9 protein-coding genes are annotated in these 14,028 nt (G+C 68.7%); 6 read left to right on the plus strand and 3 right to left on the minus strand.

All coding sequences use genetic code 11. The features are described from left to right. Positions 1 to 67: 67 nt before the first annotated feature. Positions 68 to 1,099 (plus strand): alanine racemase, encoded by a 1,032-nt coding sequence (locus AC4OXY_RS25890; RefSeq protein WP_356032467.1) that lies wholly within the window; start codon positions 68 to 70, stop codon positions 1,097 to 1,099. Positions 1,100 to 1,200: 101 nt separating this feature from the next. Here the strand turns inward: AC4OXY_RS25890 and AC4OXY_RS25895 are convergent, their stop codons facing one another. Together AC4OXY_RS25895 and AC4OXY_RS25900 are read right to left on the minus strand one after the other, a co-directional pair. Then, positions 1,201 to 2,745, minus strand: a complete 1,545-nt coding sequence (locus AC4OXY_RS25895) for a glycosyltransferase family 87 protein (protein WP_491991137.1) — start codon at positions 2,743 to 2,745, stop codon at positions 1,201 to 1,203. Positions 2,746 to 2,874: 129 nt separating this feature from the next. After that, positions 2,875 to 5,148 carry a transglycosylase domain-containing protein gene (locus tag AC4OXY_RS25900; protein WP_491991138.1) on the minus strand — a complete coding sequence of 758 codons (2,274 nt, stop codon included), beginning with the start codon at positions 5,146 to 5,148 and terminating at the stop codon, positions 2,875 to 2,877. Between the two features lie 786 nt (positions 5,149 to 5,934). Here AC4OXY_RS25900 and AC4OXY_RS25905 point away from each other — a divergent pair. The 4 genes from AC4OXY_RS25905 (at position 5,935) to AC4OXY_RS25920 (ending at position 9,765) form a co-directional block, all read left to right on the plus strand. Further along, positions 5,935 to 6,618, plus strand: coding sequence for a PadR family transcriptional regulator (locus tag AC4OXY_RS25905; protein WP_356032475.1), 684 nt, complete (start codon positions 5,935 to 5,937; stop codon positions 6,616 to 6,618). Between the two features lie 43 nt (positions 6,619 to 6,661). After that, the gene (locus AC4OXY_RS25910; RefSeq protein ID WP_491991139.1) at positions 6,662 to 7,744 is read left to right on the plus strand and encodes an inositol-3-phosphate synthase; all 1,083 of its coding nucleotides are present in this window, start codon (positions 6,662 to 6,664) and stop codon (positions 7,742 to 7,744) included. 103 nt (positions 7,745 to 7,847) lie between these two features. Then, on the plus strand, positions 7,848 to 9,110 hold the full coding sequence (locus AC4OXY_RS25915; RefSeq protein WP_376287922.1) for an MFS transporter: 1,263 nt from the start codon (positions 7,848 to 7,850) through the stop codon (positions 9,108 to 9,110). Positions 9,111 to 9,240: 130 nt separating this feature from the next. Then, complete coding sequence (locus AC4OXY_RS25920) at positions 9,241 to 9,765, plus strand: LppU/SCO3897 family protein (protein WP_356032483.1); 525 nt, start codon at positions 9,241 to 9,243, stop codon at positions 9,763 to 9,765. Positions 9,766 to 9,875: 110 nt separating this feature from the next. Here the strand turns inward: AC4OXY_RS25920 and AC4OXY_RS25925 are convergent, their stop codons facing one another. Continuing rightward, positions 9,876 to 11,318 (minus strand): CCA tRNA nucleotidyltransferase, encoded by a 1,443-nt coding sequence (locus AC4OXY_RS25925; protein ID WP_491991140.1) that lies wholly within the window; start codon positions 11,316 to 11,318, stop codon positions 9,876 to 9,878. A 296-nt stretch (positions 11,319 to 11,614) separates the two neighbouring features. Between AC4OXY_RS25925 and AC4OXY_RS25930 the strand changes: the two genes are divergently transcribed. After that, positions 11,615 to 13,996, plus strand: coding sequence for a DUF6049 family protein (locus AC4OXY_RS25930; RefSeq protein ID WP_362820669.1), 2,382 nt, complete (start codon positions 11,615 to 11,617; stop codon positions 13,994 to 13,996). Positions 13,997 to 14,028 lie beyond the last annotated feature (32 nt).

Consider the following 14,028-nt stretch of genomic DNA (forward strand, 5'->3'; position numbering starts at 1 on the left):
TCCATAGCCTTCACAGCTCAGACACCTCTGATCCACCGCAGCCACGAGAAAGGTCCCGGGTCCGGCCATGGCGCTCACGCTCTACGTCGACACCGCGCGCTGGCGGGCGCACCACAAGCACGTGCAGGAGCAGTTCCCGGGACTCGTCCCGGTCTGCAAGGGCAACGGCTACGGCTTCGGGCACGAGCGGCTGTCCGAGGAGGCCACGCGGCTGGGCTCCGACCTGCTCGCGGTCGGCACGACCTACGAGGCCGCACGCATCAAGGACTTCTTCGGCGGGGACCTGCTGGTGCTGACGCCGTACCGGCGCGGCGAGGAGCCGGTGCCGCTGCCCGACCGGGTGGTGCGCTCGGTGTCGTCGATCGACGGCGTGTACGGCCTCGTCGGCGCCCGTGTCGTCATCGAGGTGATGTCCTCGATGAAGCGGCACGGCATCAGCGAGCAGGACCTGCCGCAGCTGCACCAGGCCATAGAGAACGTCCGGCTGGAGGGCTTCGCCATCCATCTGCCGCTGGACCGCACCGACGGCTCGGACGCCGTCGAGGAGGTCATCGGCTGGATGGACCGGCTGCGCGCGGCCCGGCTGCCGTTGCACACGATGTTCGTCAGCCACCTCAAGGCCGACGAACTCGTCCGGCTCCAGCAGCAGTTCCCGCAGACCCGGTTCCGCGCCCGCATCGGCACGCGGCTGTGGCTGGGGGACCACGAGGCCACCGAGTACCGCGGTGCCGTCCTGGACGTGACGCGCGTGGCCAAGGGCGACCGGTTCGGCTACCGCCAGCAGAAGGCGGCCTCGGACGGCTTCCTGGTGGTCGTGGCGGGCGGTACGTCGCACGGGGTGGGTCTGGAGGCCCCGAAGGCGCTGCACGGCGTCATGCCACGCGCCAAGGGCGTCGCGCGGGCCGGCCTCGCCACCGTCAACCGGAACCTTTCTCCATTCGTCTGGGGCGGCAAGCAGCGCTGGTTCGCCGAGCCGCCGCACATGCAGGTGTCGATCCTGTTCGTGCCCTCGGACGCCCCGGAGCCGAAGGTCGGGGACGAGCTGGTGGCCCATCTGCGGCACACCACGACCCAGTTCGACCGCATCATGGACCGCTGAGCCGGCACCCAGGACACCGAGTCCCTTTCAGGACAGCGAGAAGGCCGTACCCGGAGCACCCGGGTACGGCCTTCTGCGTCAGCTCCTGAAGGGTTGTTCGCTCAGAGCGAACGATTCTCGGGGGAGGGCGGCACCGGCCTGCCCCAGTCCACCTGAGGCCCCTCGAAGTGAGCGGCGTGACGCGGCTCGTAGGTCGCCGCTCCGAGCACGAAGACGTCTTCCGCTCCGTCGAGCACCCCGCCCGAGGGGTCGTCGTCGCCGGACCGGCGCACCACGTCCCGCTCCGGCATGAGGATGTCCCGTACGACGACGGCGCACAGGTACAGCGTGCCCGCCAGGTGCAGCACGATCGCCCAGTGGTAGCCCAGCGTCGGCAGTCCCTTGTGGGCGTCTCCGCTGGTCGTGTACGCGAGGTACATCCAGATGCCCAGGAAGTACGCCATCTCGCACGCCTGCCAGATCAGGAAGTCGCGCCACTTGGGCCGGGCGAGCGCCGCCAGCGGCACCAGCCACAGGACGTACTGCGGGGAGTAGACCTTGTTGGTGACGATGAACACCGCGACCACCAGGAAGGCCAGTTGCGCGAAACGCGGCCGGCGCGGGGCGGTGAACGTCAGCACGGCGATACCGAGGCAGCACAGCACCACCAGCACGGTGGCGGCGGTGTTCACGAAACCCGTCGAGGGCGGGTTGCTGGAGTTCTGCGCCCAGATCAGCCAGAAGGAACCGAAGTCGACGCCCCGTTCCTGGCTGAACGTGTAGAACTTCGACCAGCCTTCGAATGCGAACAGCATCACCGGCAGGTTCACCACGAACCAGGCGAGCACCGTACTGACCGTGGCCTGGACGAACTCCCGCCACTTGCCGGCCCGCCAGCACAGCACGAACAGGGGGCCGAGCAGGAACACCGGATAGAGCTTGGCGGCCGTGGCGAGGCCCAGGAGGACACCGAAGGCGACGGGCCGGCTGCGGGACCACATCAGCATCGCGGCGGCCGTGAGCGCCACCGCCAGCAGGTCCCAGTTGACGGTGGCGGTCAGCAGGACGGCGGGCGCCAGGGCGACCAGGAGGCCGTCCCAGGGGCGCCGGCGGTGGGTGCGGGCCACGCAGACGGCAATGACGACCGCGCAGACCAGCAGCATCCCGGCGTTGACGAACCAGTACCACTGCTCCTGGTACTGGATGGTGCCGCTGTGCGGGGTGAGCCAGGAGGCCACCTCCATGAACACGCCGGTCAGCACCGGGTATTCGAGATAGCCCATGCCGCCGGACATGTCGTCCGGGAGCTTGTCGAAGTACGGCACGAGATGGTCGGCGAACCCGCGCCCCTGGTAGAGGTGCGGGATGTCCGAATAGCAGGCCTTCGTGTACTGGCTGCTCGCGCCGAAGAACCAGGCACTGTGGTAGCAGGGCGCCTTCTGGACCAGACCGAGGGCGAACATGCCGATCGCCACGAGCGCGATGACTCGTACGGGCGTCCACCAGGACGTGCCGAGCAGGGCTCGCCGTCCGATGGGACCGCCGATCAGCTCGCTGCCGGCCGCGGCGACCTCGTCCTCCCTGGTCGGCGGCACCGGTTCTGCCGTGGCGGGCCGCACGGGCTCGGGCTCGTGCACGCCCGCAGGCGTCATCTCTGCACTGGGCATGGGGCACATCCTGCCGTACGTGCCTAGGAAAAAGCCGAGGGCCGCCGCACCTCGTGGGTGCGGCGGCCCATGTTTCACGTGAAACACCCGCGGCGGACGAAATGGTCGCCAACCGGTCCGGGGCGGCGGCTAGCCATTGGCGCCGGCGAAGATGCCTCCGTTGCCGTTGCCTCGTGTGTTGCCGTTGCCGGTCGTATCGGTGGGCGTGGGTGACGGAGAGGTTCCTCCGGTGGTGCCACCCGTGTCCGTACCGCCGGTGCCGTTGCCATTGCCGTTACAGGGGTTGCCCCAGTTCCACTGACAGGTGTCGCTCGCCGACGGGGACGGGGAGGTGTTCGTCGCGCTCGGCGTCGGGCTCGGCGACTGGGTCGCGCTCGGGCTCGGCGTGACGGTCGGGGTCGGGGTCGGAGTCGGAGCGCCCGCCTCGTCCTGGACCTTGCCGATCTCGGTGGCGGCCGGGAAGCCGTTGTCGTTGGCGTTCTTCAGCGCGCCCTTCATGTACTCGGTCCACACCGACGTCGGGATGTCACCACCGTGGATCGACTCGACCCCGGCCGTGCCGTTCATGGACAGCAGCTCATGGTCCTTCGGGTTCTCACGGAACATCGCCACCGAGGTGGACAACTGCTGGGTGTAGCCGACGAACCAGGCCGACTTGTTGCTGTCGGTGGTACCGGTCTTGCCTGCCGCCGTCCGGCCCAGGGCCTTGGCGTTCACACCCGTACCGTTCTGGATCACGTTCTGGAGGACGTCCGTGACGTTGTTCGCCACGTTCTCGGGAATCGCCGTGCTCACCTTCGGCTTGGTGAAGCCCGGCAGCTCCTGGCCGTCCTTCTTCACGGCGGTCACCGAGTACGGGTCAGTGTGCTGACCCGACGCGGCGAACGTCGCGTACGCGTCGGCCATGCGGATCGCGCTCGGGGTCGAGGTACCGATGGAGAAGGACGGGTTGAGCGTCGAGAAGCTGTCCCTGAGAATGCCGGACGCCTGCGCGACGTCCCGGACATGCGTCAGCCCCACATCCATACCGAGTTGGACGAACGGCGTGTTGACGGACTGCTCCATCGCCTTGCGCAGCGAGATGTAGCCCCACTTGTAGTCACTCTCGTTGCGCTGGTAGAAGATCGAGTTGTCCTTCGTCAGCACCGGGCTGCCGTCGTTGTTGAGCACCTTGAGATGGTCGTTGCCGTTGTACTTGCTCAGCGGCGAGAGACCCTCCCCACCGGTCCGGTACGTGCCGTACTCCATCGCCGCGGCGAGCACGAACGGCTTCCACGTCGAACCGACCGGGACGCCGGAGGTGTCGGCGTTGTTCGTGAAGTGGCCGTTCTCGTAGCCGTCACCGCCGTACAGAGCGACGATCGCGCCGTCCTTGGGCTTCACCGACGCCGCACCGAACTGGACGTACTTGTCCAGATCACGCTTCTTCGGGTCGATGCGGTCCTTCTGGACCTTCTTCACGGCCGCTGCCAGCTCGTTGACCTTGTCCTTCTCGAAGGTCGTCTGGATCTGGTAGCCGCCCTGGTCGAACTGCGTCTCGGTGATGTCGGAGTGCGCGAGGACGTACTTCTTCGCCGTGTCCACCAGGTAGCTGATCTGGCCGGTCATGCCCTTGGTCGCCTTGCGGCCGTCGGGCACGGGGTACTGCTTGGTGGCCTGCTGGAACTGCACGTCGGTGAGGTGGTGGTCGTTGTGCATCTGCTCGAGGATCCACCCCCAGCGGTCCTTCGAGCGCTGCGTGTTCGCCTGCTGGGTCGCCGACGGGTCGAGGTCCGCGTTGCCGGCCGGGTCGAAGTACGTCGGGCCCTTCAGCAGCGCCGCGAGCACCGCGCACTCGCTCGGCGTGAGGTCCTTCGCGTCCTTGCCGTAGTACGTCTGCGCCGCCGCCTGGATGCCGTAGGCGCCGCGGCCGAAGTACGAGGTGTTCAGGTAGCCCTGGAGGATCTGCTGCTTGGAGAGCTTCGTCCCCACCTTGATGGAGATGAACATCTCCTTGAACTTGCGGGTGAGGGTCTGCTGCTGGCTCAGGTAGGTGTTCTTCACGAACTGCTGGGTGATCGTCGAGCCACCCTGGGTCTGGCCGCCCCGTGCCATGTTGACCACGGCGCGCAGGAGTCCCTGGGGGTCGACGCCCGAGTCCTGGTAGAAGCTCTTGTTCTCGGCCGAGATCACGGCCCACTGCATCGCTTCGGGAATCTGGGCGATGTTGACGTTCTGCCGGTTGACGCCGGTGCCCGTGGCCACCATCTGCGTGCCGTCGGCCCAGTAGTAGACGTTGTTCTGGGACTTGGCCGCCGCGTTCTCGTCGGGCACGGAGACCATCGCGTAGCCGACGCCGACCAGCGCGACCAGGCTCCCCACGAAGCCGATGAACATCCCGGTGACGAGCTTCCAGGAAGGCATCCAGCGGCGCCATCCGTACTTGCCTGACCGGGGGTAGTCGATGAATCTCTTCCTGCCGGGCGCGGTCGATGCGCGGCCTCTGCCGCGCCCGGGACCGCTGGGACCGCCCGGGCCGCCTCCCCGGCCGCCTGGACCTGTGTTGTCGGCGCCTCTGCGGCGGCTGCCTCTCTGTGCCGCGCGGCGGGCCTCGGCCCGGCCGCCGTAGGAACGCTCCTCGCCTCCCGGGCCGCTGTCCGACCCATGGGAACTGGACTCGTAGGAGTCGGCAGGAGACCCGGTGGCGCCACGCGGTGCCGCACGGCGGCCGGAGGACGAGCCGGACTGACCACGTCGGGCCGCGGCACGTCCGCCTCCCTGCGGCTGCGGCGGTTTGCGACGGTGCTCGCTCATCGAACGATTACTCCTCGGGCAGGCGCACCCGTGCGCGCCTGGAACGGCGGCTGGTTTCCGGTCCCCCCGGAGTACGGATGTGGTCGGTCCTGCATTCACCCGTACCGCACCGGGGACGACGACGCTCCCCAGACGTCACTTGGTTCCCGGCGATGTGCATGCCGCACAGACTACGCACCGCCAAAACCCGCTGAGCCCTGAAGTTCACCCCAAAACAGGCAACCTGCATCGTATGAATCGGTGATGTGATCCCGTTCACCGTCGTCCCTCTTGTCGCCCGCCGACGGCCGTTCTATCGTGCTGATGTATCGAGTCGATACATCAGCACGAGATAAAGACGCTGAGAGGCACTGCGAGACCCGCGGGAGAGAGCTGCGGGACCGAGAGGAGGCGACGATGAGCCGACGTTCCGGCATCCTCGAGTTCGCCGTGCTCGGTCTGCTGCGCGAGTCCCCGATGCACGGCTACGAGCTGCGCAAACGCCTCAACACGTCCCTGGGGGTGTTCCGTGCGTTCAGCTACGGGACCCTGTATCCCTGCCTCAAGACGCTGGTCGCGAGCGGCTGGTTGATCGAGGAACCGGGCAACACCCATGAGGACGCCCTCGCCGCTCCGCTCGCCGGACGCCGCGCCAAGATCGTCTACCGGCTGACGGCGGAGGGGAAGGAGCACTTCGAGGAGCTGCTCTCGCAGACCGGCCCCGACGCCTACGAGGACGAGCACTTCGCCGCACGGTTCGCCTTCTTCGGGCAGACGTCGCGCGATGTGCGCATGCGCGTGCTGGAGGGCCGGCGCAGCCGCCTGGAGGAGCGCCTGGAGAAGATGCGCGCCTCCCTGGCGCGCACGCGGGAGCGCCTCGACGACTACACACTTGAGCTCCAGCGCCACGGGATGGAGTCCGTGGAGCGCGAAGTGCGCTGGCTGAACGAGCTCATCGAGAGCGAGCGGGCGGGGCGGGACCTGAAGGGTTCCACGTCCCGGGGGACCGCTCCGCAGGACACCACCACTGGATCGACGGGCGGCCTGCCCCGTGCCGGGGACACCCCCCGGACGGATACGCCCGGCGACACCGCCACGTGAGTCCCAGTCAGGGCCTCACTCGTACACACAGGGAGCAACCGGAATGGGTTCGGTTCGCGTAGCCGTCGTCGGCGTGGGCAACTGCGCCGCGTCGCTGGTGCAGGGAGTCGAGTACTACAAGGACGCCGACGCGGCGGCCAAGGTCCCCGGCCTGATGCACGTGCAGTTCGGTGACTACCACGTGCGTGACATCGAGTTCGTCGCCGCGTTCGACGTCGATGCCAAGAAGGTCGGCCTCGACCTCACGGACGCGATCGGCGCCTCCGAGAACAACACCATCAAGATCTGCGACGTGCCCACGTCCGGTGTCACCGTCCAGCGCGGCCACACCCTCGACGGCCTCGGCAAGTACTACCGCCTGACCATCGAGGAGTCCGAGGCCGAGCCGGTCGACGTCGTCCAGATCCTGAAGGACAAGCAGGTCGACGTCCTGGTCTGCTACCTGCCCGTGGGCTCCGAGGACGCGGCGAAGTTCTACGCCCAGTGCGCCATCGACGCCAAGGTCGCCTTCGTCAACGCCCTCCCGGTCTTCATCGCCGGCACCAAGGAGTGGGCGGACAAGTTCACCGAGGCCGGTGTGCCGATCGTCGGTGACGACATCAAGTCCCAGGTCGGCGCCACCATCACGCACCGCGTCATGGCGAAGCTGTTCGAGGACCGCGGTGTCATCCTGGACCGCACCATGCAGCTGAACGTCGGCGGCAACATGGACTTCAAGAACATGCTCGAGCGCGAGCGCCTGGAGTCCAAGAAGATCTCCAAGACGCAGGCCGTCACCTCCCAGATCCCCGACCGGGACCTCGGCGAGAAGAACGTCCACATCGGCCCGTCCGACTACGTGGCCTGGCTGGACGACCGCAAGTGGGCCTACGTCCGCCTTGAGGGCCGCGCCTTCGGTGACGTCCCGCTGAACCTGGAGTACAAGCTCGAGGTCTGGGACTCCCCGAACTCCGCGGGTGTCATCATCGACGCCCTGCGCGCCGCGAAGATCGCCAAGGACCGCGGCATCGGCGGCCCGATCCTGTCGGCGTCCTCGTACTTCATGAAGTCCCCGCCGGTCCAGTACTTCGACGACGAGGCCCGCGAGAACGTCGAGAAGTTCATCCGCGGCGAGGTCGAGCGCTAAAGGCGCCGACGCGACCGCTCGCACGCAAACGCTCCTGCCAGGGCTGTGAAGGTCCCCGGGTTTCCCGACCCGGGGACCTTCCGCATATGTGAGGCTGGGCGGCATGCCCGTCGTGCGTGACCTGCGCGTCCTGCTGCGTCTTCGGTACTTCCGACGCCTGCTGTACGTCCGCCTGCTCTCCCAGGGCGCCGACGGCGTCTACCAGGTGGCGCTCGCCGCGTACGTCGTCTTCTCGCCGGAGAAACAGACCTCGGCCACGGCGATCGCCTCGGCGATGGCCGTGCTGCTGCTCCCCTATTCCCTGGTCGGTCCGTTCGCGGGTGTCCTGCTGGACCGCTGGCGACGCCGGCAGGTCTTCGTGTACGGCAATCTGCTGCGCGCCCTGCTGGCAGCGGTCACCGCCGTGCTGATGCTCGGCCATGTCCCGAACTGGCTCTTCTACGTCTCCGCGCTGTGCGTCACGGCCGTCAACCGCTTCGTCCTCGCCGGGCTGTCCGCGTCCCTGCCCCGCGTGGTGGACGCCGAGCGCCTGGTGCTGGCCAACTCCCTGTCCCCGACGGCCGGCACGCTCGCCGCGACGGCAGGCGCCGGCCTCGCCTTCGCCGTACGGCTCGTGGCGTCGGACTCCGACGCCGCGGTGGTCCTGCTGGGCGCACTCCTCTATCTCTGTGCGGGCCTGACCTCCCTGAGCCTGCCCCGGGCGCTTCTCGGGCCCGACCGCCATCCGGCGCGGCCACGGCTGCGCAGCGCGCTGGCCGACACGGCACGGGATCTGGTGGCGGCCGTCCGGCACCTCGCCGCACCCCGGCGCAGAGAAGCCGCCTGGGCACTGGCCGCGATGACGCTGATGCGCTTCTGCTACGGCGCCCTGCTGGTCCTGCTGCTCATGCTCTGCCGGTACGCCCTCTCCAGCACCCCCGAGGAGGGGCTCCGGCTGCTAGGGCTGGTGCTCGCGGTCTCAGGGGCGGGATTCTTCGCGGCGGCCGTGGTCACCCCCGTGGCGGCGGGACGGCTCGGCCCCGGTCGCTGGATCGTGGCGTGCTCCGCCGCGGCCGCGGTCCTGGTACCCGCTCTCGGCCTCCCCTTCGCCATCGGGCCGCTCCTGGTCGCCGCCTTCGTGCTGGGCCTCATCACCCAGGGCGCGAAAATCGCGACCGACACGGTCGTGCAGTCCTCGGTGGACGACGGCTTCCGCGGGCGCGTGTTCTCCGTGTACGACGTGCTGTTCAACGTGGCATTCGTCGGGGCGGCCGGAGTGGCCGCCCTGATGCTGCCCCCGGACGGCCGTTCGGCGACGCTGGTCGTCACCGTCTCTCTCCTCTACGGAGCGGTTGCTGTCGCTATGGGCCGCTTTGAACGCCGGTGAGTGTCACATCAGGGCCACAGAGTTCCCCCGGGCTACAGGAGTGTCAGTGCGGCCCGGTAGCTTACGTGCGTCTTACGCGCCACTTATGTGCGCTGCTCACTCATCTCTTTCTTCATAGGGGGACCCACACGTGACGACTCCGCCCCAGGGCCAGAACCCATTCGCGCAGGGCCAGCAGGCGTACGGTCAGCCTCAGGCGCCGTACCCCCCGCAGGGCGGCCAGCCTCAGGCTCCCTACCCTCCGCAGGGCGGCTACCCGCAGCAGCCGGGCCAGCCCGGGTTCCCCCAGCAGGGCATGGCGCCGTACGCACCGGTGCCTCCTCAGCGGCCGAAGCGCGGCGTCCGGCAGTACATCCGCATCATCGGCGCCGTCGTCGGCCTCATCGTCATCGTCGGCGGCTGGTACTTCAACAAGGCCGACGACACTCAGAAACTGGCCGTCGGTGACTGCCTGACGAACAAGGGAAGCGACAAGGACCCGCAGATCCAGAAGCTGGGCTGCAGCGACCCGAAGGCGGACTACAAGGTGCTCAAGAAGGACGGCAGCACCAGTCTGGCCATGCTCGCCTGCCAGTCGGTCCAGGGAACGACCGCTGCCATCGAGTGGAAGGAAGGCAGCGATTCCTTCGTTCTCTGCCTGGGGAGCAACAAGTAACACGCGAACGTGCGGTGGGGCGGTGTTTCACGTGAAACACCGCCCCACACCGTTCCCTGAAGGCCGTGCGGGGTCATGTTTCACGTGAAACATGACCCCGCTCTGCTCCCTCAGCTCTGCTCGGTCCACCACTCCTTGAGCGCCGCCACCGCCGCATCGTGCTCCATCGGGCCGTTGTCCAGGCGCAACTCCAGCAGGTACTTGTACGCCTTGCCGATGGCCGGGCCGGGGCCGACGCCCAGGATCTCCATGATCTGGTTGCCGTCCAGGTCGGGGCGGATCGCGTCCAGCTCCTCCTGCTTCTGGAGCTGGGCAATGCGCTCCTCCAGACCGTCGTAGGCCCGGGACAGCATGGCCGCCTTCCGCTTGTTGCGGGTGGTGCAGTCCGAGCGGGTCAGCTTGTGCAGACGGTCCAGCAGCGGCCCCGCGTCACGGACATAGCGGCGGACCGCGGAGTCCGTCCATTCACCGGCGCCGTAGCCGTGGAAGCGCAGGTGCAGTTCGACCAGCCGCGAGACGTCCTTCACCAGCTCATTCGAGTACTTCAGAGCAGTCATGCGCTTCTTGGTCATCTTGGCGCCGACGACCTCGTGGTGGTGGAACGAGACCCGGCCGTCCTTCTCGAAGCGACGGGTGCGCGGCTTGCCGATGTCGTGCAACAGCGCGGCGAGCCGGAGCGTGAGATCGGGGCCCTCCTGCTCCAGCGCGATCGCCTGTTCCAGGACGATCAGCGTGTGCTCGTAGACGTCCTTGTGCCGGTGGTGCTCGTCCCGCTCCAGGCGCAGCGCCGGCAGCTCGGGCAGCACATGGTCGGCCAGCCCGGTCTCGACGAGCAGGGCCAGGCCCTCGCGGGGGTGCGTGGAGAGGATCAGCTTGTTCAGCTCGTCCCGGACCCGCTCTGCCGAGACGATCTCGATACGCTCGGCCATGTCCGTCATCGCGGCGACGACCTCGGGGGCGACCGCGAAGTCCAGCTGGGCGGCGAACCGGGCGGCCCGCATCATCCGCAGCGGATCGTCCGAGAACGACTCCTCGGGCGTGCCCGGCGTCCGCAGCACCCGCGCGGCCAGGTCCTCCAGGCCGCCGTGCGGGTCGATGAACTCCTTCTGCGGCAGCGCCACGGCCATCGCGTTGACCGTGAAGTCCCGGCGGACCAGGTCCTCCTCGATGGAGTCGCCGTACGACACCTCGGGCTTGCGTGAGGTGCGGTCGTACGCCTCCGACCGGTAGGTGGTCACCTCGATCTGGTAGCCGTCCTTCTGCGCACCGACCGTGCCGAAGGCGATGCCCACCTCCCAGACGGCGTCCGCCCAGGGCCGGACGATCTTCAGTACGTCCTCGGGGCGGGCGTCGGTGGTGAAGTCCAGGTCGTTGCCGAGCCGGCCGAGCAGCGCGTCGCGCACCGATCCGCCGACCAGGGCGAGGGAGAACCCCGCCTCCTGGAATCGGCGGGCGAGATCGTCGGCGACGGGGGCCACCCGCAGCAGCTCGGCGACCGCGCGCTGCTGCGCCTGGCTCAGGGCGGAGGGAGTGTCTTCGTTGGGGTTCGGCACAACAGAAGAGGGTACGTGCACCGGCGACCAGGGGTGTCCTCGATTTTATCCCGGGGCGGCCCGGTGAAGATCACGGGACCGCCCGGTGAAAGCGGGCCCGGACAGCTTCCGGCATACCCGTGCAAGAGCTGCTCTTGCGGCGTTGGGAAGCTCTCCACTCGATACTGGATATAGAGGACAGGTCGCCGGAGTTCTTCGATCTTGTGACGGGCACCGCGGCACTTCCGCTCTCCGCGCCTCGTTACCATGCGTGGACGCACATTCCGACGACCACTGACGACGAGGGACGGGCGAGCGTGGCCGAGGCGGCTGACTTCCAGGCAACCAGTGCCTCCCCTGCCCGCCGCTGGGTGCGGCGCGCCGGAGCGCTGCTCGCCGGAGCGCCACTGCTGGCCGGTCTGCTCCAGTTGCCCGCTGCCGCGCCCGCCCAGGCTGCTTCCTCGGGCACGGTGTCCGTCGCCCTGGACACGCTCACCCCGAGCGCCCCCACCGACGGCGACACGCTGACCGTGTCCGGCACGGTCACCAACAACGGCAAGCAGCCCGTCACCAGCGCCCACGTAGGCCTGCGGGTGGGCCCCATGGTGACCACCCGCTCGGAGATCGACAGCATCGCCCAGCACTCCGACGACCCGCAGAGCGCCGCCGGGTCCGAGGTCGGCGGGAAGTACGTGGAGAAGTTCGCCAAGCTGGACCCGGGCGTCGCCGAGCACTTCAGCATCTCCGTCCCGGTGGACAAGCTCGACCTCGGCGCGGACGGTGTCTACGAATTCGGCGTCTCCCTGTCCGGCCAGACCCCCGCCCAGGCCTGGGACCAGGTGCTCGGCGTCCAGCAGACGTTCCTGCCGTGGCAGCCGTCCGACGCCGGCAGCAAGACGAAGACGACGTTCCTGTGGCCGCTGATCTCCACGGTCCACATGACGGCCAAGACGGGCGCCGGCGAGCTGCAGACGCCGGTGTTCCTCAACGACGACCTGGCCAAGGAGCTGGCTCCGGGCGGCCGGCTGGCCCAGATGGTGGATCTCGGCAAGGACCTCGACGTCACCTGGGTGATCGACCCGGACCTGCTGGCCTCCGTGGACGCGATGGCGACCGGCAACTACCGGCTCCCCGGTGACAACGGCACGACCACACCCGGCCCGAAGGCGCACCAGGCGGTCGCCAAGCAGTGGCTGGCGGACCTCCAGAACGCGGTGGCGGGCAAGGAGGTCGTCGCGCTGCCGTTCGGCGACCCGGACCTGGCGTCCCTCGCGCACAACGGCACCGGCGTCACCGGCTCGCTCAGCCACCTCAAGGACGCCACCGACGTCGCCGCCATCACCGTCAAGACCGTGCTCCACGTCACACCGACCACGGACTTCGCCTGGCCGGTGGAGGGCGCCGTGGACCCGTCGATCATGAAGGTCGCGACGTCCGCGGGAGCCGACCGGGTGATCGCCCGCAGCGACAGCCTCCAGGAGACCGCCGGGCTGTCGTACACGCCCTCCGCCGCCCGCCCGGTCGGCGGCGGCACCACGGCGGTGGTCTCCGACGCCCGGCTGTCCACGGCCTTCGAGGGCGACCTGACCAAGGCCGACACCTCGACGCTGGCCGTGCAGCAGTTCCTGGCCCAGAGCCTTGAGGTGAACGCCCAGACCGACGAGCAGCGCAGCATCGTCGTCGCCCCGCAGCGGATGCCCGCGGCGAGCCAGGCCCAGGCGATGGCGGCGGCGCTGAAGGCGCTCGACGGTGCGAACTGGTCACAGTCCCAGGACCTCACCTCGGCGGCCAAGGACAAGCCGGACCCGAACGCCACCACTCAGATCCCCTCCACGCAGTACTACCCGTCCTCGCTGCGCAAGCAGGAACTGCCCGTGTCGGCGTTCCAGCAGATTGCACGCACCCAGGACAAGCTCGACAACTTCCAGGTGATCCTCACCGACCGCTCTCGCGTCGTCACGCCGTTCGGGCGGGCCATAAACCGTGAGATGTCCACGTCGTGGCGCGGCAGGAGCGGGGACGCGGGCAGCTTCCGCAACGGCGTGGAGGGGTGGCTCGACGATCTGGCCGCCCAGGTCAAGCTGATCGACAAGTCGGAGACCAAGCTCTCCGGCCGCAGCGCCACGATCCCGGTGACCGTCCAGAACAATCTCGTCCAGCCCGTCGGCCACCTGATCCTGCGCCTCACCTCGTCCAACCCGACGCGTCTGAAGATCGGCGGCAAGGCCTACTCCGAGCAGCCGGTGGAGATCTCCGGCGGGCACAGCCAGTCCGTGAAGTTCGCCACCGCGGCCAACGCCAACGGCCGGGTCACGGTCGTCGCCCAGCTGTACACCGAGGACGGTCAGGAGTACGGCGACGCCGTCAGCTTCGACGTGAAGGTCACCGAGGTCACGCCCACCGTGATGCTGGTCATCGGCGGCGGCGTGCTGCTCCTCGTCCTCGCGGGATTCCGGATGTACACCCAGCGCAAGCGCGCGGCCGCCCGGCAGGCCGACGAGGACGGTCCGGACGCGGCAGGGGAGGCCGGTGACAAGCCCGGGAACCCCGACGCACCCTCGGATCGTCTCCCGCAGGAACCCGGTGATTCCGGCCTCGGCACAGGGGCAGACGACCCGGAGCAGCCGAGTGACCCTGCGCCGGACACCGCTGCGGAAAACGCCGACCCGTCCGGGACGGGTGAGAGAGTGGACCGTTGAGCGATGTCGTGGCCGGTGGGCCCGGGACGATG

The sequence above is a fragment of the Streptomyces sp. HUAS MG56 genome (assembly GCF_058673395.1).

What these genes read in the sequence shown, in the direction of transcription:
- AC4OXY_RS25890 (WP_356032467.1), top strand. Translation starts at nt 68, where the DNA reads ATGGCGCTCACGCTCTACGTCGACACCGCGCGCTGGCGGGCGCACCAC.
- AC4OXY_RS25900 (WP_491991138.1), bottom strand. Translation starts at nt 5,148, where the DNA reads ATGCCTTCCTGGAAGCTCGTCACCGGGATGTTCATCGGCTTCGTGGGG.
- AC4OXY_RS25895 (WP_491991137.1), bottom strand. Translation starts at nt 2,745, where the DNA reads ATGCCCAGTGCAGAGATGACGCCTGCGGGCGTGCACGAGCCCGAGCCC.
- AC4OXY_RS25915 (WP_376287922.1), top strand. Translation starts at nt 7,848, where the DNA reads ATGCCCGTCGTGCGTGACCTGCGCGTCCTGCTGCGTCTTCGGTACTTC.
- AC4OXY_RS25905 (WP_356032475.1), top strand. Translation starts at nt 5,935, where the DNA reads ATGAGCCGACGTTCCGGCATCCTCGAGTTCGCCGTGCTCGGTCTGCTG.
- AC4OXY_RS25910 (WP_491991139.1), top strand. Translation starts at nt 6,662, where the DNA reads ATGGGTTCGGTTCGCGTAGCCGTCGTCGGCGTGGGCAACTGCGCCGCG.